At 70.4% G+C, this 18,033-nt stretch carries 19 protein-coding genes; 7 read left to right on the top strand and 12 right to left on the bottom strand.

Going from position 1 to position 18,033, the window contains the following annotated elements:
• Positions 1-18: 18 nt before the first annotated feature.
• The 3 genes from BLS95_RS19300 to BLS95_RS19290 are packed head-to-tail and all read right to left on the bottom strand — an operon-like array spanning position 19 to position 3,147.
• Positions 19-852 carry a carbohydrate ABC transporter permease gene (locus BLS95_RS19300; RefSeq protein WP_218135850.1) on the bottom strand — a complete coding sequence of 278 codons (834 nt, stop codon included), beginning with the start codon at positions 850-852 and terminating at the stop codon, positions 19-21.
• A 37-nt stretch (positions 853-889) separates the two neighbouring features.
• Complete coding sequence (locus BLS95_RS19295) at positions 890-1,852, bottom strand: carbohydrate ABC transporter permease (protein ID WP_090933127.1); 963 nt, start codon at positions 1,850-1,852, stop codon at positions 890-892.
• A gap of 8 nt (positions 1,853-1,860) precedes the next feature.
• The gene (locus BLS95_RS19290) at positions 1,861-3,147 is read right to left on the bottom strand and encodes an ABC transporter substrate-binding protein (protein WP_090933125.1); all 1,287 of its coding nucleotides are present in this window, start codon (positions 3,145-3,147) and stop codon (positions 1,861-1,863) included.
• Between the two features lie 186 nt (positions 3,148-3,333).
• Here BLS95_RS19290 and BLS95_RS19285 point away from each other — a divergent pair, with 186 nt between their 5' ends.
• Complete coding sequence (locus BLS95_RS19285) at positions 3,334-4,350, top strand: LacI family DNA-binding transcriptional regulator (protein WP_218135849.1); 1,017 nt, start codon at positions 3,334-3,336, stop codon at positions 4,348-4,350.
• Positions 4,351-4,582: 232 nt separating this feature from the next.
• Here BLS95_RS19285 and BLS95_RS54275 read toward each other — a convergent pair whose 3' ends face one another.
• From BLS95_RS54275 to wrbA, 3 genes are read right to left on the bottom strand one after another with little or no spacing between them, the layout of a single operon-like run.
• On the bottom strand, positions 4,583-4,936 hold the full coding sequence (locus BLS95_RS54275) for a hypothetical protein (protein WP_143043793.1): 354 nt from the start codon (positions 4,934-4,936) through the stop codon (positions 4,583-4,585).
• 32 nt (positions 4,937-4,968) lie between these two features.
• Positions 4,969-5,385, bottom strand: a complete 417-nt coding sequence (locus BLS95_RS19280) for a YybH family protein (RefSeq protein WP_090933123.1) — start codon at positions 5,383-5,385, stop codon at positions 4,969-4,971.
• 1 nt (position 5,386) lies between these two features.
• Positions 5,387-6,028, bottom strand: coding sequence for an NAD(P)H:quinone oxidoreductase (gene wrbA, locus BLS95_RS19275; protein ID WP_218135848.1), 642 nt, complete (start codon positions 6,026-6,028; stop codon positions 5,387-5,389).
• A gap of 141 nt (positions 6,029-6,169) precedes the next feature.
• Here wrbA and sigJ point away from each other — a divergent pair, with 141 nt between their 5' ends.
• Positions 6,170-7,084, top strand: a complete 915-nt coding sequence (sigJ, locus tag BLS95_RS19270; protein ID WP_090933118.1) for an RNA polymerase sigma factor SigJ — start codon at positions 6,170-6,172, stop codon at positions 7,082-7,084.
• A gap of 48 nt (positions 7,085-7,132) precedes the next feature.
• On the opposite strand, the gene BLS95_RS19265 is transcribed toward sigJ, so the two are convergent.
• Both BLS95_RS19265 and BLS95_RS19260 read right to left on the bottom strand, forming a co-directional pair.
• Entirely contained in the window at positions 7,133-8,080 is a 948-nt protein-coding gene (locus BLS95_RS19265; protein WP_090933439.1) for an ornithine cyclodeaminase family protein, read from the bottom strand.
• Positions 8,081-8,158: 78 nt separating this feature from the next.
• Positions 8,159-9,127, bottom strand: coding sequence for a GlxA family transcriptional regulator (locus BLS95_RS19260; RefSeq protein WP_090933116.1), 969 nt, complete (start codon positions 9,125-9,127; stop codon positions 8,159-8,161).
• A gap of 100 nt (positions 9,128-9,227) precedes the next feature.
• On the opposite strand from BLS95_RS19260, the gene BLS95_RS19255 reads away from it, so the two are divergent.
• Complete coding sequence (locus BLS95_RS19255) at positions 9,228-9,827, top strand: DJ-1/PfpI family protein (protein WP_218135847.1); 600 nt, start codon at positions 9,228-9,230, stop codon at positions 9,825-9,827.
• Between the two features lie 30 nt (positions 9,828-9,857).
• Here BLS95_RS19255 and BLS95_RS19250 read toward each other — a convergent pair whose 3' ends face one another.
• Positions 9,858-10,448, bottom strand: a complete 591-nt coding sequence (locus tag BLS95_RS19250; RefSeq protein WP_245765152.1) for a TetR/AcrR family transcriptional regulator — start codon at positions 10,446-10,448, stop codon at positions 9,858-9,860.
• Between the two features lie 117 nt (positions 10,449-10,565).
• Between BLS95_RS19250 and BLS95_RS19245 the strand changes: the two genes are divergently transcribed.
• Together BLS95_RS19245 and BLS95_RS19240 are read left to right on the top strand one after the other, a co-directional pair.
• The gene (locus BLS95_RS19245) at positions 10,566-11,480 is read left to right on the top strand and encodes an NmrA/HSCARG family protein (RefSeq protein WP_218135846.1); all 915 of its coding nucleotides are present in this window, start codon (positions 10,566-10,568) and stop codon (positions 11,478-11,480) included.
• The gene (locus BLS95_RS19240; RefSeq protein ID WP_090933110.1) at positions 11,477-12,343 is read left to right on the top strand and encodes a TIGR03620 family F420-dependent LLM class oxidoreductase; all 867 of its coding nucleotides are present in this window, start codon (positions 11,477-11,479) and stop codon (positions 12,341-12,343) included. Before BLS95_RS19245 ends, BLS95_RS19240 begins: the two co-directional genes overlap by 4 nt.
• Here BLS95_RS19240 and BLS95_RS19235 read toward each other — a convergent pair.
• Positions 12,335-14,104, bottom strand: coding sequence for an alpha/beta fold hydrolase (locus tag BLS95_RS19235; RefSeq protein WP_090933108.1), 1,770 nt, complete (start codon positions 14,102-14,104; stop codon positions 12,335-12,337). The genes BLS95_RS19240 and BLS95_RS19235 overlap by 9 nt on opposite strands.
• Before the next feature lie 106 nt (positions 14,105-14,210).
• A complete protein-coding gene (locus tag BLS95_RS19230) occupies positions 14,211-15,281 on the bottom strand; it encodes a hypothetical protein (protein WP_143043792.1) in 1,071 nt (356 codons plus the stop codon).
• A gap of 162 nt (positions 15,282-15,443) precedes the next feature.
• Here BLS95_RS19230 and BLS95_RS19225 point away from each other — a divergent pair, with 162 nt between their 5' ends.
• Together BLS95_RS19225 and BLS95_RS19220 are read left to right on the top strand one after the other, a co-directional pair.
• Complete coding sequence (locus tag BLS95_RS19225) at positions 15,444-16,634, top strand: sensor histidine kinase (protein ID WP_090933104.1); 1,191 nt, start codon at positions 15,444-15,446, stop codon at positions 16,632-16,634.
• A gap of 1 nt (position 16,635) precedes the next feature.
• The gene (locus tag BLS95_RS19220) at positions 16,636-17,316 is read left to right on the top strand and encodes a response regulator (RefSeq protein WP_090933102.1); all 681 of its coding nucleotides are present in this window, start codon (positions 16,636-16,638) and stop codon (positions 17,314-17,316) included.
• 72 nt (positions 17,317-17,388) lie between these two features.
• On the opposite strand, the gene BLS95_RS19215 is transcribed toward BLS95_RS19220, so the two are convergent.
• Complete coding sequence (locus BLS95_RS19215) at positions 17,389-17,967, bottom strand: TetR/AcrR family transcriptional regulator (protein ID WP_090933100.1); 579 nt, start codon at positions 17,965-17,967, stop codon at positions 17,389-17,391.
• Positions 17,968-18,033 lie beyond the last annotated feature (66 nt).

Raw genomic sequence — 18,033 nt, 5'->3', positions numbered from 1 at the left:
AGGTTCGCGGGCGGGCCGTCATCCCTTGACGGCCCCTCCCGTCAGGCCCTTCACGAAGTTCTTCTGCAGGGCGAGGTAGAACACGAGGATCGGCAGCGTGGCGAGGAACATGAAGGCGAACACCGCGCCGAAGTCCGACTGGTGCTGGCCGATCGCCCGGTAGACGCCTACGGTGACGGTGGTGCCGCTGTCGGGGCCGAGGACGATGAGCGGGGTGAGGAAGTCGTTCCAGATCCACACGCCGAGGAAGATCAGCACGCTGGCCGAGGCGGGCCGCAGCAGGGGGAAGACCACCTGCCAGAAGACCCGGGCCTTGCCGGCGCCGTCGAGCTCGGCCGCCTCCTCCAGCTCCCGCGGCACGGCCTTGACGAACCCCGAGAACAGCAGCACGCCGAAGGGCACGTAGTAGCCGACGTTGACCAGCACGAGCCCCTGGAGGGTGGTCATCAGGCCGAGCGTCTTGAGCACGCTGGTCACCGGAGCCAGGATCACCGGCGCCGGGATCATCAGCCCGCACAGCAGCACCACCATGGCGACCTTCGCCAGCACCCGCCGTGACCTGGCCAGATAGTGGCCGAGCATCGCCGACACGACGGTCAGGATGGTGATCGACAGCGCGGTCACCGCGATGCTGTTGACCAGCCCGAAGGTGAACAGGTGGTCCGGCCGCGACAGCACCGCCTCGATGTTGGCCAGGGTCGGCGGCAGCGGCAGCCCCGCCGGATCCGGGACGATGTCGGCGCCCGGCTTGAACACGTTGACCAGCACGAGATACAGCGGCAGGAAGAACACCACGCCGACGAACAGCGCCACCAGGGGCCGCAGCCAGGAGTGCGTACGCTCGTCGATCACAGCCCCGCCTCCTGACGCCGGAGCATCCGCGGATTGTTCACTGCTCCACCTCCCGTCGCTGCAGCACGCGCAGGACGATCACCGAGACGGTCGCGACCACGGCGAGCATCACCGCCGCCATGGCCGAGGAGTAACCGATCCGGTTGCCGGTGAAGGCGGTCTGCACGACCTGGAACGCCATGGTGGCGGTGGCGCCCGTGCCCGGCCCGCCGTTCGTGATCACCTGGATCTGGTCGTACGCCTTGAACCCGGTGATGAGCAGCATGACCGTGTTGATCGTCAACGCCGGGGCCAGCATCGGCCAGGTGACGTTGCGGAACCTCTCGACCGGCCCGGCGCCGTCGATCGAGGCCGCCTCCCTGAGCTCGCGCGGCACGCCCTGCAGCCCCGCCAGGTAGACCACCACGCAGAAGCCGAGCATCTGCCAGGTGATGATCCAGGCGATCGAGTAGAGCGCGATGCCGGGATCGGACAGCCAGCCGGGCGGATCCGACACCCCGACCGCGCGCAGCAGCGAGTTGAGCAGCCCGTCGTCGGTGAGGATGGCCTGCCAGATGACGCTGATCACGACCGAGCTCAGCACCACAGGCGTGAAGAACACGCCGCGCAGGGCCAGGTAGAGCTTGGTCGGCCGGTCGAGCAGCGTCGCGATGACAAGGCCGCCCACGTTGGCCAGCACGGTCACGATGGCCGTGATGATCACCGTGTTGCCCAGGGCCTTGAGGAACTCGGGGTCGCCGAGCAGCTCGCCGTAGTTGCGCAGGCCCACGAACCGGGTGGGCGGGTTGAACGGGTTGCGGTTGGTCAGGCTGTAGTACGCGGTCATGCCGATCGGCACCAGCACGAACAGCCCGTACGCCAGCAGCCCGGGCAGGGCGAACAGTGCCGCCCGGCCCAGCTTCGCCGGCAGTCTGGATCGGTTGGAGGGCCGGCGCCGGCTGGCCGGATCGCGGTCGGCGCGCGGCGGCACGGTCCGGATCACCTGGTCGATGTCTGCCATGTACAGTCCTACTGGGTGGCCTTGGCCCACTGGTCGTCGAGATAGGCGCCGAACTGCGCTGCCGTCTTCTTGCCGGTGATCAGGTCCTGGACGGCGAGCGCCGCCTTGTCGGCCAGACCGGGGGGCAGCGAGCCGTCGCCGGTCTCCTGGGAGAAGGCGTTGACGATCGAGTTGTCCTTCATGCCCTGCTGGTAGATGTCGACGGTCGCCTTGTAGACCGGGCCCATGTCGGCGGGCGGGGTGTAGCCCTTGATCGCCGGGATGGAGCCGTCGGCCTTGACGAAGGCGTCGTTGTTCGCCTTGTCCTCGTCGAAGGCGAGCGCCCACTTCTTGGCCAGCTCGACGTTCTCGGCCGTGGCGCTGACCGAGGTGCCGCCGCCGGTGAAGGTCGGGGTCACCGGGGAGCCGTCGTCGGAGGGCCAGGGGAAGGCGCCGACCTCGAAGCCCGGCTTGTCGTTGTCGGCCGAGGTGGCGAACCACGACCCCATCGGATACATCGCGCCCTTGCCGTCGCGGAACGCCTGCTCGGTGTCGGCATACGACCGGCTCAGCCCGGCCGGGTCGATGTAGCCCTTCGCGGCCAGGTCGGCGACCTTCTGCACGGCCTTGGTGAAGTCGGGGTCGGTGAACTTGACCTTGCCGGCGGCACGCTGACTGAGCCAGTCGGGCGTCCTGCTGTAGACGTCGGTGGCGACGGTGCCGGTCAGCGGATACATGTCGGCCCAGGTGTCGGCGCCGCCGCCGCCCAGGACGAACGGCGTGACGTCCTTCGCCTTCAGCTTGGCGCAGACGTCGAGCAGTTCCTGGTAGGTCTTGGGGGTCTCGGTGATGCCGGCCTTCTCGAAGGCGTCCTTGTTGTAGTAGACGACCGGGATGACCTGGGTGTTGTAGGGAAGCTGGTAGACCTTTCCGTCGATGGCGCCGGCCTTGGGCGCGATGAAGCCCGAGAGCTCCTGGTCGGTGAACGCGGCGAACTTGCCCGCCTGGGCGAAGCCGGCCGGGTTGACCGACTGGAGGATGTCGGGGAGGTCGCCCGACGCGTCCAGCTGCTTGGCGTAGCCGGTCCGGTCGACATTGGGGGTCACCAGCTTCTTGATGGTCACCCCGGGCACCTTGGCCGAGGCTCGCGCGATCGCGGCGTCCCAGAACGCGGCGTCGAGATTCGGCGTCTCGAACACGAGGAAGGTGAGCTCGACCTTGCCGCCGCTCGCCTGCGTGCCCGCCTGCTGGGCGCCCACCCCGCACCCGGTCACCGACAGCAGCGTGACCAGGCCGAATACCAGGGATCTGCGCACTGCACAGCCCTCCTTGCTCCGATTTCGGCTCCCCGAAGCCGGATGGGATAACGTTATCCCGTAACCGTAGAGCCTTCCCGATGGGTTGCAAGACAGGCGTGGGCAACAAATTGGTCACGGCGGCGAAACACAGATTCGCGTAGCCCCGGCGTGGCGAAGAGTGCCGATCATGCCCATGATGTCCACATGGAGGAGAAGTTGAACAGCAGGCGACCACGCCGGCCGACCATGATCGACGTCGCCCGCGAGGCCGGCGTGGCGCTGCGCACCGTCTCGCGGGTGGTCAACCGCGACTCCACGGTGGGGGCGGAGCTCGCCGAGCGCGTCAACGCCGCCATCGCCGCCCTCGACTACCGCCCCGACGAGCGTGCCCGCCAGCTCCGCCTCGGCACCACCGGCACCCTCGGCGCGGCCGTCCGGCAGCTCTCCCACGTCAACCCGGTCCTGCGGGCCGTCGAACGGGCCGCCAGGGCCGCCGACCTGATGGTCCTGGCCGCCTCCACCGACGACGACGAGCAGCTCGAACGCCAGGTCGTCGAATCGATGTGCCGGCGCCGCTTCGACGGCATCATCCTCGAACCGATCGGCACCGACCACGGCTACCTCGTCCCCGAACTCGCCGCCGGGCTCTCCCTCGTCGCCGTCGACCGGCCCGTCCTCGGGCTCGACGTCGACTGCGTGATCTCCGACAACGAGGCCGGCATCCGCACCGCCTACGCCCACCTCGCCGCCCACGGCCACGAACGTGTCGTCTACGTCGGCGACGACGAGCGCATCTACACCGCCCAGCAGCGGGCCACCGCCTTCCGCGACTGCGTCGCCGGGCGCGGCGCTCCCGCCGAAGGCACCGCCTACACCGGCCCGATCGACCCCGCCCGCATCCGCGCCGCCGTACAGGCCGCGCTCGACGGTCCCACCCCGGCGACCGCGATCATCACCGGCAACGCCACCATCAGCGTCGAGGTCCTGCGCTGCCTGGGCCCCGACTCCGCCAAGGTCGCCATCGTCGGCTTCGACGACTCCGAACTCGCCACCCTCCTGCGCCCGGACCTCACCGTCATCGCCCAGGACGACGCGGCCATCGGCGGCACCGCCATCGACCTCCTCCGAGCCCGCATCGCCGACCCCTCCCGCCCCATCCACCGCGTCACCGTCCCCGTCAAACTCATCCCCCGAGGCTCCGGCGAGACGGCCCCGTCCTGATCTCCGCCGTGCCGGAACCCCGGCCTCGGGCCGGCCGGTCATCGAGTCCTCGTCCCACGGGTCGTCCGGGCTCGAGCCGAACTCCATCGCCACCGCCCCGGTGTTGATCACGGTGAAGCCGTCCGGGCCACCACCGGCCGTGCGCACCCGCGCCGACCAGTCCCGGCGGTACGGCGACCAGGGGGTGTGCCCGCTCAGGGAGATGACGTTGGGGTAGCGGCCGATGATCTGCTCAAGCTCGTGGTTGCCGATCGCGGGCAGCAGGGTCGGCAGGCGCTCGTGGGCGGCGAAGATCGCGCTGACCTCGTCGCACTCCTGGACCTGCTGTTCCTGGTCGTTCTCGTGCGGGCCGCTGATGCTGGTCGCCGGCGACCAGCATCGCCCCGGCCTTGGGGGCCTCGCGGTCCAGCAGGTCGAGGGCGTCGTCCAGGTACGGCAGGCCCTCGCCCTGGATGTCGCTGAACACCTGGAGCGCCGTCGCCTTCGCCCTGCCCGGCAGCGGGGCCAGCGGGGTACGGACCACCACGTCGTCGACGGCCCAGTAGATGATCAACCTTCGGATGAGCGCCGCGCTCCCGCTCGCCATCGACGCGATGAGGTTCGGTCGTTAGCGTCCCCTCACGCTTCTGAGCCGTCGAGGGGCCAGGTGCCGGGCATGGAGATGTGTTCGTGCGTGATCGACCACTTGCCGCCTGACCGTCGGCAGCAAACGGTTGATCGTATCCATACCGCGCCGTCGATTCCGTTCGTGCGCGTTCCGCTGTCCAGATGAAGCATGTGAACGAAGGCGACATCACCGCTCACCGCGATGTTCAGGTCGTGTGTCTCCAGGCCGATCGGACCGTCGTACTCGTCGAACCACCGCAGGAAATTGCGGCGGACCTCGGCGGATCCGGTGAACTGGAGAGGGGGTACGACATCGAAATAGACAATGTCGGGGGAGTAGAGCGACATGAGTTGGTCGATGTCCTTCTTCTGGCAGGCGTCGACCCGGCCGGCCAGAAGCGCCCTGATCTCGGAATCGTTCGACGTCATTTCAGCCTCCGTTCGAGAAGATTCGAGCGCGCCCCTCTGAGGGTCGGCCGGCCTTGAGGGCGACCGCCGTGGTGACGGCGCGGCGAGCCTGGTGGCGGGCTGCTTCCAGGACCACCTCAGAGGGAGGGCCGTCGCCGGTCACGTGGGAGGCGCCGTAGGGATTGCCGGACTGGAACAGGACGGGGTCGGTGTAACCGGGAGGAACGATGATGCCTCCCCAGTGGTAGAAGACGTTCCCCAGGGCCAGGAGGGTGGATTCCTGGCCGCCGTGGGCGGTATTGGAGGCGGTGAAGGCCGAGTACACCTTGTCGGCCAGCCCGCCCTGCGCCCACAGTGGGCCGACGCTGTCGATGAACTGCTTGAGTTGGCTGGATGGCGTGCCGAAACGGGTGGGGGTGCCGAACAGGACCACGTCCGCCCAGGCCAGGTCGTCGACGGTGGCCTCGGCGACGTCGATGGTGTCCTGTTGGTGCCGGGCCCAGGCCGGGTTGGCGTTGATCGCCTCCGGTGGGGCCAGTTCGGCGACCTTGCGCAGGCGCACGTGTGCCCCGGCCTTTTCCGCGCCCTCGGCGGCGGCCTGAGCCAAGGTATGCACGGTGCCGGTGGCACTGTAGTAAATGATCGCGACGTTAACGGATTCCACGATTGATTTCCTTCCTCAGGTCCTACCAGTACGACAACGCAACTCCCGGAAATGTCAGGCTGAGGCGTTGACCTCACAGTTCGGGGTCCTGTCCTGTCGTACTGATGAGGGCTGGACGCGACCGAAGGAACGGACGACACCATGACCACCCCATCCGATCCGAGCCTGAACGCGATCATGAGCGAGAGGTCTCAGCTGATCAATCTCGCGTACCGGCTGCTCGGCTCCCTGGCCGATGCCGAAGATGCCGTCCAGGAGACCTACACCCGCTGGTTCGCCATGTCCCGGCGGGAACGGGAGGCCATCGAATCTCCCGGTGCGTGGGTGACCAGGGTCGCCGGCCGGGTCTGCCTCAACCTGCTCGACTCCGCACGGGCCAGGCGAGAGAGGTACGTCGGCGAGTGGCTGCCCGAGCCGCTGCCCGATCGTACGGAATGGATCAGCCTGCCCTCGGGCGGCGCCACGGCCGACCCGGCCGACCGGGTCACCCTCGACGAGTCGGTGAACATGGCCTTCCTCGTCGTGCTCGACTCGATGACACCGGCCGAACGCGTCGCGTTCATCCTGCACGACGTCTTCCGCTACCCCTTCGCCGAGGTGGCCGAGATCGTCGGCCGGACCCCGGCGGCGTGCCGCCAACTGGCCTCCTCGGCCCGCCGCCGCGTCCGCGAATCGCGGCCTTCCACCACCCCGGCGAGCCGGGAGGCCGGCATCGTCAGGGACTTCAAACGGGCGTGGGAAGCCCGTGACATCGACGCCCTCATCGGCCTCCTCGCCCCCGACGCCACGGCGACCGGCGACGGCGGTGGCCGGGCCAGCGCCGAACTCCACCCCGTGGAAGGCGCTGAGCACGTGGCGCGCTTCTTCGCGGTTCGGGCTGGCGCGGCGCCCGGCCTGACGATTCTGGAGCGCACCGTCAACGGCCGGCCCGGTCTGGTGGCGCGGCAGGACGGCGTCACCGTGACGGTTTACGCATTCGAGGTCTCAGGCGACCGGATCAGGCACATCTGGGCGGTACGAAACCCGGACAAACTCCGGCCATGGACGGCCGGCTGAAGCGCCGCCACGCCGCCACGCCGCCTCGCCGAAGGGCGATGGTCGCGGTCAGGGCGTGGACAGGAAGTCGATCGTGGTGCCGAGGTCACGCCGTTCGGACTCGCGGTAGGCGAGCCAGCTGAGAACGAGATCCTGCCAGGGAAGGCCCACCGGGCCGTACACCGTGATCTGGTCGGGATGGGTGCGGCCCGGATGGTCGGCGCGCAGGATCTCCCCCAGGGTGGCATGGGCGTCCTCCGCGGGAAGGCCGGCCGCGGCCAGCATGCCCATGGCGGCGGCCAGCGGGCGGTGGTCGACTGCGAGCACCGCGGCGGCCTTCAAGACCGAGCGCGACAGTTCCTGTTTGCCGGGCTCGTCGGCGCCCAGGGTGGTCAGGTGGTGGCCGGCGCGGACGTCGGGCAGGTCCAGGAGCGGGATGCGGGACCAGGTGGCGAGGACGACGATGTCGGCCTGAGCGGCGACCTCGGCGGCCGAGCCTGCGATGCTGCCACCATGACGGTCACAGAAGGCCGAGGCCCGCTCCGGGGACAGGTCGTGGACGATCAGGTCGCTCAGAGGACGTAGTCGCCGTAGGCCCGTGACCACCAGGTCGGCCTGAGCGCCCGCGCCGATGACGCCTACGACGGCGTCCTGCTGTGGGGCCAGAGCATGGGTGCCGAGAGCCGCTGCCAGCCCCGTACGCCAGGCCGTGACGGTGGCCGAATCCAGCAGCGCGAGGACTTCGCCGTCCAGGCCGCTGTGCAGGCAGATGATCCCCCGCAGCGCCGGGCCGGCCGCCGGGAACTTGGCGTTGACCTTCACCGTGTACGCGTCGATCCCGGGGACGAGCCCGGGGATCAAGGCGGTGGCCGTGCCGGGGAACGGCAGATCCGTCCGTACTCTCTGTCCCGCGATCGCCCCGCTGTCGGCGTGCATGAAGCCGTGGCGCAGAGCTTCAAGGCAGGCGTCCACGTCGAGCAGGGCGAGCAGGTCACTGCGGGTAAGAAGGCGGGTCACGCAGATCATGGTTTCAGATCGGGTCAGGGGTGTGTCGGCGGGTGCCGTTCGTCACCGTCGGTGGCCGACCCGGCTCGCTCACCGGCCGGCTTCGTGGACGCCGCGGAAGGTGTGGCGGTAGGTCTGTGGAGTGGTGCCCGCGTGGCGGGTGAAATGCCTTCTGAGCACGGCGCCGGAAGCGAAGCCGACACGTTCGGCGATGACCTCGACCGGCAGGCCGGTAGTCTCCAGCAGCTCCTGCGCCCGCTCGACGCGGGCCCGCAGCAGCCACTGCAGGGGACTCGTCCCGACCTGCTCCTGGAACTGGCGGTTGAGGCTTCGTGTGCTGTAGCCGGCGTGTTCGGCGATGTCACGCAGGGTGAGCGGGGCGTCGAGGTTGCGGTGCAGCCATGCGAGAGTGGACTGCAGCCGGCCTTCCCGCTCTTCCGGGCTGGGGTGTTTGATGTACTGCGCCTGCCCGCCGTGGCGCTGGGGCGGAGTGACGGTGTAGCGGGCGGTGTCGCCGGCGACGGTGGCGCCGTGGTCGCGGCGCACCAGATGCAGGCACAGGTCGAGGCCGGCGGCGATGCCCGCGGAGGTGAGCAGGGCGCCATTGTCGACGTAGAGGACGGAGGCATCGACAACGATCGTCGGATGCCTGCGCTGAAGCTCGCCGGCATAGTGCCAGTGCGTGGTGGCCCTCATGCCGTCGAGCAGTCCGGTCGCCGCCAGGATGAACGCTCCGGTGCAGATGGACGCGATACGCGTACCTCGCGCCGCTGCTTCCCGCAGCAGGTCCACAGTCTCGGCGGGCGGGGGTTCGAGGCAGTTCGCATGGCCGGGGATGACGATCGTGTGGGCCTGAACCAGCGACTCCAGGCCCCAGGGGGTCTCCAGGCGGAAGCAGTCGGCCCCTCGCGCGGTGGTCCGCGCTCCCGGAACGGCGCACACACGGACCTCGTACGGGACGCGCCCGTCAGGCAGGCGTGCCCCCGCGAAGATCTGGCACGGCGCCGCCAGATCGAATGCCACAACCTGATCGAGCGCCAGAACGGCCACCACGTGCATGGCCAGAATAGTACGTACCTTGTCATTCCCGCCGCTGTCGGCGAACGGCCCGGAGAACCAGGCTGGAGGGCGAAGCAACCGGTCAGGAAGGGTGTTCGTGGTGCGCACGCAGATCGTGATGTTCGACGGAGTGGAGGAACTGGACGCCTTGGCGCCGCTTGAGGTGCTGGGCTGCGCGGCCACGCTCGGCCACGAGATCGAAGCCGGCCTGGTGACGCTCTCCCCGGGACGGGTCGTCGCCCGCTACGGAACCGAGGTGGAGGTCGATCGGGTACTGTCCCCAGCGGACGCCGACGTCGTGATCGTGCCGGGCGGCGGGTATGCCAACCGGGCGCCGCGGGGCACCTGGGCGCAGATCCAGCAGGGCACCCTGCCGGCTGTGCTGCGCGACGCGGTACGGCCGGGTCTCACGCTCGCCTCGGTGTGCAGCGGGACGATGCTGCTCGCCGCCGCCGGACTCACCGAGGGCCGGCCGTGCACGACCCATCGCACGGCCCGAGATGATCTCATCGCCGCCGGTGGACAGTGGATCGAGGCCAGAGTCGTCGACGACGGGGACCTGGTCTCATGCGGCGGCGTCACCTCCGGCCTCGATCTGGCGCTGTGGCTCCTCGAACGTCATCTCGGCCCCGCGGCGGCCTGCGACGTCGAACGATTTCTGGAGTACGAACGCCGCGGCACCGTCTGGAGGTCGGCGTGACGGCCTCCCGCCAGGTCCCCCGCGACACTTCTACTTGGGGTGCACTCCGGTCAGCGCGAGGGTGAGCAGCCGGTCGGCCTGGGCCGCGCTGTCGGGTTCCTGCTCGACGGCCAGGCAGATGGCGTTGACGAGCTTGAGCAGGTCCGTGATGGTGACGTCGGGTCGTACGGCGTTCGAGCGGTGGGCGCGGGCCAGCAGGTCCGATCCGGCATTGATGATCATCGTGTGGCAGGTGGCGCCGAGGGTGGGATCGCCGTCGTGGGCCCCCCGCATCAGCGAGGCGGCCAGGCCCCGGTTGGAGACGGCGTGCCTGGCGACGGCTCCCAGCCAGGTCGCCAGCGCGTCTCCGGGATCGGGGGCGGCGGCCAGGTCGGTCGCGGCGGCGCACAGGGTCTCGACCTTGTCGCGGAAGACGGCCTCCAGCAGGCGCTGCCGTGAGGGGAAGTGCCGGTGCAGCGTGGCCGAGCCGACGCCGGCACGCCGCGCGATCTCCTCCAGGGACGCCTCGGCCCCGTACTCGGCAATGGCCTCGGCGGCCGCGGCCAGGATGCGGTCGTAGTTGCGGCGCGCGTCCGCGCGCATGGGCCGCGCGGGCGAGGTCGTACGGCTGTCTGGCGGCATGTGATCTCCGGCGGGCTTGCAAAACGGGGTGGCCCTCCATATTGTACTCACACAGAACCGGAGGGCCACCCCAGTTATGCGGGTGGCCTCCGCATGCCTACCGTCTGGAGAAATATCGTGAAGACCATCGTGGTGATGGGGGCGACCGGCCTGCAGGGCAGGGCCGTGACAGCGCAACTGCTCGCCGAGGGCTGGCGGGTGCGAGCGGTGACGCGCGATCCTGACGCCCCAGCGGCCCGGACCTTGGCGCAGGCGGGCGCCGAGCTCGTTCGCGCCGAGATGGACGACGTCGCCTCGCTCGTCGCCGCGGCCGAAGGGGCCTACGGACTGTTCAGTGTGCAGCCGACCGTCGGTTCACCGGGCACCCCGCCGGGCTTCTCCGCCGAGGACGAGGTCCGCTGGGGACGCAACATCGCCGACGCGGCACACGCCGCCGGTGTGCGGCACCTGGTCTACGCCTCCCTCGCCGGCGCCGGCCGCCACAACACCGAGAAGCTGCCGGTGAACGCGATCAACAAGTGGCGGATTGAACAGCACATCACCCGGCTGGGCCTGCCCGCGACCTTCCTGCGCCCGGTCTCCTTCATGGAGAACTACACCGGCGCCTACCACCTGCACGACGGCGCCGTGGCCACCGGGTTCGCCCCCGACGTGCCGCAGCAGATCATGGCCGTCGACGACGTCGGCGCCTTCGCCGCACTGGCGTTCGCCCACCCGGGCGAGTGGATCGGCCGCGCGGTGGACCTGGCCGGGGACGAAGTGACCCCACGCCAGATCGCCGCGGCCATCTCCGAGGCCATCGACCGGCCGCTGCCTTACCTCCAGATCCCGATCGAGGCGATCGCGCAGATCGGCGAGGACTTCGCCTTCGCCTACACCTGGCTCAACGAACGCGGCTATCGCGCCGACGTCGCCTTCACCCGCGCGCTGCATCCCGGCCTGATGGACCTGAGCACCTGGCTGCGGCGGACCGGAGCGGCCCAGATCGCCGGCTTCCTGACCGCCCAGGAGACCGCCGAGCAGGACCAATGAACGCCCTCGACCTCGGACGGGTCGGCATCTGGGCGGGGAATATGGACCTCTATCCCGCCCCGGTCCTACGCCGGGCGGCCGCCGCCGTCGAGGACCTCGGCTACCCGGCCCTGTGGTTCCCCGAGATGACCGGCCGCGAGGCCATGGCCCAGGCCGCCCTGCTGCTGTCGGCCACCCGGCAGACGGTCATCGCCACCGGCGCCGCCGGCATCTACGCCCGCGACGCGATCACTGCCGCGGCCGCGCAGCGCACCCTGGCCGAGGCGTTCCCCGGGCGGTTCCTGCTCGGTCTCGGCGTCAGCCACCCCGCCCTGGTCACCGACGTGCGCGGTCACCGCTTCGGCCCGCCGGTGGCGACCATGCGCGCCTACCTGGACGCGATGGACACCGCCCCGTTCGGCCCGGCGATCCCCGCAGCGGCCCGGGTCCTGGCCGCGCTGGGCCCGAAGATGCTCCGGCTCGCCGCCGAGCGGGCCTGGGGCGCCCACCCTCTGGGCATGCCGGTCGAGCACACCCGCCAGGCCAGAAGCCTGATCGGGCCACAGGCGATGCTGGCGGTCACCCAGCTCGTCGTCCTGGACCCATCATGCCCCCGTGCGGCCGAACTGGCCCGCGCCCACGCGGCCGCCGCCCTGCCCAACCGGCTCACGCTGCTGCGCGACCTGGGATTCGACGATGCAGAATCCCTCGACGACCGGCTGGTCGACGCCCTGGTGGCCACCGGCGGGCCCGAGGACGTCGCCCGGCGGGTCGAGGAGCATCTCCACGCCGGTGCGGATCATGTCAGCCTGCACGTGCTGACGGCCACACCGGACGAGCCGCCACTGCGTCAATGGCGGCAGCTCGCCGCACAGTTACTTTGAGCGGTCGAAGGGGATGCCGTCGAAGGTGCCCGACAGGGAAGGCCGGGTGGAGAATGCCGTCCAGGCCAGCGTTACCTCGTGGGCGCGCCCGCCGGTCTCGGCCCGGAGCGTGGCGGTGGCACGACCGTCGGGCGTGAGGTTGATCGTGCCGCTGACCCGCAGGTCGCGTACGAACCGTACCTCGTCGAGGGTGATGTCCCGGCCGAAGGTGACCTGGCCGCCGCGCAGCCCTGGCTCGTTCTGGAGTCGTGGATAGAGGTTGCCGTTGGGGTTGCGGCGGGCGGTGGCGTCCGCGGCGGTGGCGAAGGTGGCCGCGAGCACCCGCCGCTGGGCGACGCTCAGCTCGCGGACCGGAGAGGGTGGCACGGCCCCGACCGTCCGGGGGAAGGCGCCGAGGGCGCGATAGTTCTCGCCGGTGCAGTGCCGGTCGGTCACCTGCTTGGTGGTCAGGAAAGTACGCAGCATGCCGCGTACGCACTCACCTATGGGCGATGCGGGATAGGTCAGCGCGTGCGGCCCGAACGGGACCCGCACCACGGTCGCGTTCGGAAAGGCCCCCAGCGATCGGGCCACCTCGGTGGGGCTGTTCAGGTCGAGTTCGCCCGCCATCACCAGGACGGGCACGGCGGGCAGTGCCTGTCCGGTCGGGCGCGGCGGGCTGTGACGCGGAGTCGGCCAGTCAATGCACGGCTCCACGCTGCCGATCCCAGAGAAGATGTCGCTGATCTGGTACGGCGCCAGCGGACGCACCCGCTCGTGGTAGTGCTCGGCCTGGGCCTGCCGTTCGGCCGCCGACGCCAGCCGGTCGAAGGGGAAGGTGCCGTCGCCGCAGCGAAACCCCAGATACCCGGCGAAATTCGGATCCGTGGCCGGTGGAAGCGTCGCGGGTATCAGCCGGGCCAGGCGGTGCAGCGGAGCCGGGTCGCCGCGCAGGTAGGCGTCCGCGGCCGCGGTGACCTCCCGGCCGAACACCGGCTCGGACACCTGGCTGAGAGCCAAGGTCTGGAACACCGACACCTTCGCATCGGGCCGCTCCCGCAGCCGGTCGACCAGCCGGGTCCAGGTGCCGGAGGCGCTGCCCGGCAGCGCGTCGCACGCCGCCGACCGTCCGCAGACGAGGTCGAGTTGGCGGAGCCTGGACCAGTGGTTCTTCCAGCTCGCGTACCCGTCGCGGTTCACGATCACAGAGCTGTCCAGGAAGATCGCGTCCAGGCTTTCCGGATACCGGGCGGCGTACGCCTGGGCGTACAAGGTGCCGTAGGAGTTGCCGTAGAAACCGACCTTGCCCAGCCCGAGCGCCCTCCGGATCGCGTCAAGATCGTGCGAGGCTTGGTCAGCGGTGAAGTACGCGCCCCGCGGCCCCACGCTCCTGGCGCAGGGGGCGATGGTCTCGGGCTTGTCGAGGCCGGCTCCCGGGCAGAGCAGGGGCGAGGACTTCCCCATCCCGCGCGGATCCATGACCAGGAGGTTCTTGCGTTCGAGCACAGGTCCGAAAATTCGCTGTATCTCGGGTACGGCCGGCAGAGCCGGCAGTGGCCCGCCGAGATTGGCCACCACGGTCCCGTCGGGGACCTTGGCCGGAATCCAGGTGAAGGCCACGGAAATGCGTTCGGAGGAGGGGTCGTCCCAATCGAGGGGGACAGCGATGCTGCCGTCGCAGCGTGTGGTCGCGCTCGCGCACTCGTGGAGGTCGGTCGGAGCGGTGGGGGTGACGGGCAACAGGGTCGCGGCCAGTGCTGATCCCAAGGCTTTTGTGATCATGCCGATAGCCTCGTCTCCCGTGCTACCGATTTCTTCGGCCTCGTGAAGGATTCTCGGCTGGGAGCCTGCTCCCAGAGCCGCCAGTGACCCTGGGAGGATCTCGGCGCTACCGCTCGCTTGTCGCCTCCTGGGTTCGCCGGACTCGGCGGCCGAGCAGCGCCAGCAGACCTACCATGACCAGCCCCAGGGCGGACAGTCCCAGCTTGTCGGCGAGGGTGACGGCGTTGGCCACCACCCCGAACACGGTGTGCCCCACCAACGCCCCACCGGCCAGGTAGAGGCTGTGCCGGTCGGTCCACCCTCCGCTCGCCGTCCACCGGCGTAGCAGCCACCCGGCCAGCACCGCGACCACCGCCGCGCCCAGCATCGGCGCCGCCACCCAGCCGCCGTGAGTGAAGGCGGGCTGACCGGCGCCGCCGAACGGGAACAGCAGCGCCAGATACCCGAACCCCGCCAACACCCCGAAAACCCCCACCACCCGGGGTCCGGGAAGCGCCCCCACCGGCGTATCGTCCACCGTCGCCCGGGAGGCGGCGGACGCTTCGGCTGCGCGTGAAGCGGAAGTCACGGGCGCGGTGGGCGGAAGGACACGTAGGGCCACCACCGCCAGCAGTGCTACGGCGGCCACGCATCCTGCCAGCACCGCGACCGGTGCCTGGTAGCCAGGGTCGATTGAGGTCGCCACGGTCACCCGCAGCAGCAGCCCGCCCAGCACGAACACCACTCCGGCCACCACGACCCCCGTCCGCTTCAGATACGGCCGGTCGCGCAGCGACGGGAACGCCACGTCGGCCAGGAGGATCGGCAACGCCACGCTGAACACGGCGTGGTAGGGCAGGTTGAGCTCGGCATAGGCGCTGTTCAGCCCGAGGAACCTCGGCGCCCACCCCGCCACCCCGTACATGGTGGGGCTGCTGAGCGCCTGCAACACCAGTCCCTCCTCGACGATGCCGTACGCCAGTCCGAGCAGCAGGATCGACGGCCAGCCCCCGCGGCGCCGTCGTACCAGCTCCCGGATCAGCACCGTGCCGGCGCCGTAGATCGGGATCCACAGGAGCATCAGCCAGATCTGGCTGAGCGGCGGGTTGCCGAGGGTGAGCTCGGCGATGACCGGGGTGATCACCGCGAGCAGCAACGCGGCGCGTCGGCCGCCCTTGGGTAGGTCGGGTGCGTTCACGAGGCCAGCGTGCCGGGCGGCGGGAGCCTGCCGCTGCTGGCGGACGGCCGGAACGTGGCAGCCCAGGTTGCTTCCGCGAGACACTTTTGCTGACTTTGGTTGCGGTCCACGGTGGACTTCGGTTGCCAGGCGAGGCTCCGGGGCGGGCTACGATCGGCGGTTGTGACCCTGACCAGCGCGGATGAGGTGCGGATCGGCCGGCTGCGGTCGCGGCGCGGCTGGGTCGTGGGCCTGGCCGGGTTCGTGCCCGCGCTCGCCGGAGCGGTGGCGGTGGTCCTGGGGGATCTGGCGGGCGGTCCTGGCTGGCACCTGGTCGCCGACCTGGTGGGTGGCGCGCTGGCCTGCGCGGGTGTGTTGCTGTGCAGGAGATGGCCCGTGTCCGCGGGGCTGGCGGTGATCGCGCTGTCGGTGCCCGCCGCCTCGGCGTCGGTGGCGGCGGGGATCGCCGCGCTGATGGCGGCCCTGTATCGGCGGCCGCGCGTGGCGATCGCGGTGGGGGCTGCGGGGGTGGGGGCGACGCTGGTCAGGTTCGCGTTGCGGCCGCCCGGGCTGGCGCCTTATGCGGTGTGGGCGCTGGTCGGGGTGCTGTTCGGGGTGGCGGTGACCGCGTGGGGGCTGCTGGCGCGTACCCGCCGGGAGCTGTTGCTGTCGCTGGCCGAACGGGCTCGCCGGGCGGAGGCCGAGCAGCGGCTGCGCGCCGAGGAGGCCCGCCGCGCCGAACGGCTCGGGATCGCCCGGGAGATGCATGACGTGCTCGCTCACCGGTTGTCGTTGCTGGCGGTGCACGCGGGGGCGCTGGAGTTCAACGCGGACGCGACGCCGGGCGAGGTCGCGGAGGCGGCCGGGGTGATCCGGTCGAGCGCCCGCCTGGCGCTGGAGGAGCTGCGGAGCGTCATCTCGGTCCTCCGCGATCAGGAACCACCGCCATCGCCCGGCACCGGGTCGCCGCCCGGCGGCGGGGTGGATCTCGGGGCGCTCGTGGAGGAGTCGCGGCAGGCAGGGATGCGGGTCGAGGTGCGCGATCATGGCGTGCGTCTGTCCGAGGTGCCGGATGGGGTGGGGCGCGCCGCGTACAGGATCGTGCAGGAGGGGCTCACGAACGCGCGCAAGCACGCGCCCGGTCAGCCCGTCACGGTGCTCGTGTCGGGCACGAGGGGGGCTGAGCTGGTGGTCGAGGTACGCAACCCGCTGCACAGCGGCCCGGCACCCGCGACGACCGGGGCGGGGGCGGGGCTTGCCGGGCTGGCGGAACGGGCGTCGCTGGCCGGTGGCCGGTTGGAGTGCGGGGAGACGGCGGACGGCGGGTTCCGGCTGGTGGCCCGGCTGCCGTGGCCGCGGTGCGGGCCTGGCTAGCATGGCCCGGGTGAGAGCCGATGGGAGCGCGCCGATCCGGGTGCTGATCGTGGACGACGACGCCCTCGTACGCGCCGGTCTGACGTTGATGCTCAAAGGCGCTCCCGACCTGCACATCGTCGGCGCGGTGGCCGACGGCGGCGAGGTGGAGAGCGCCGTGGCGGAGCACGGTCCTGACGTGGTGCTCATGGACATCCGGATGAACGGCCTCGACGGCATCGAGGCGACCCGGCGGCTGCGGGCTCGATCGGGGGCGCCCGAGGTGGTGGTGCTCACCACGTTCGACGCCGACGAGCTGGTGTTCAGGGCGCTGCGGTCGGGGGCGAGCGGGTTCCTGCTCAAGGACACCCCGCCGGAGGGCATCGTGGACGCCGTGCGGAAGGTCGTGGCGGGGGAGCCGATCCTGTCGCCGAGCGTCACGCGCAAGCTGATCGCCCACCTGGTGCCCGAGGAGGAGAGCCGACGGCGTACCGACGCCCGTCAGGTGCTCGCGCGGCTGAGTGAGCGGGAGCGCGAAGTGGCTCTGGCGGTCGGCCAGGGGAAGCCGAACGCGGTGATCGCGGGGGAGCTGCACATGAGCGTGGGGACCGTGAAAGGGTACATCTCCCGCATTCTCACCAAGGCGGGCCTGGACAACCGGGTCCAGCTAGCCCTCATCGTCCACGACGCCGGGCTGGGTTAAGAGGCGCGGAGGACGGGGTATTGCCTGCACAAGTATGTATTTACTTTGTAAAGGCGCTCGGGTCGCAAAAGCCTAACTCGACAAGGCCGCCTGGATGGACTTCGTCACCACGTCGGCGGCGTCCTGCGCCGGCAGGCGTCCTACGCGTACCTCGTTGGTCGCGCCGTGCAGGATGTAGTGGGTGAGGCTGACCAGCCAGGTGGTGGGCAGGTCGGTGCGGAAGACGCCTTGTTCCTGGCCGCGGTGGATGAGCTCGGTCATGCGCTGAACGGGTTCGGCGTGCAGTTCTCGTACCCGTCCTGCCGGGAGGACTCCTTCGGCGGCGGCCAGCAGGGCCCCGGATTCGGCCAGGAGCTCCCAGCTTGACGCCAGCAGGCGGGTCATGGCCTCGCGGGCATCTCCGGTCAGGTCGATGGAGGCCAGGGTTTCCTCGCCGGCGCGCAGCGCGTCCGTGAGCGCGGCCTCGATGAGGTCCGCCCGGGTGCGGAAGTGCCCGTAGAGGGTCATCCGTCCGACGCCGGCGGCCTGGGCGATGTCGTCGGTGGTCGCGTTCGGGTCCGAGCTCATCAGTTCGCGTGCCGCGGAGACGATGCGGGCGATGCTGCGCTCGGCATCGGCGCGGCGTCTGGAGCGCGCGGAAGGTGCGGCCATGCTCGCCACTCTATCGCGTATGTGCGTGTACGACTTATAGTGGGCGGACAAACTCGTATATGGATG

Source organism: Nonomuraea jiangxiensis, assembly GCF_900099965.1.
GTDB lineage: Bacteria > Actinomycetota > Actinomycetes > Streptosporangiales > Streptosporangiaceae > Nonomuraea > Nonomuraea jiangxiensis.
Note: the sequence above shows the minus strand (reverse complement) of the source record. Positions and strands in the feature narration are given on the sequence as shown.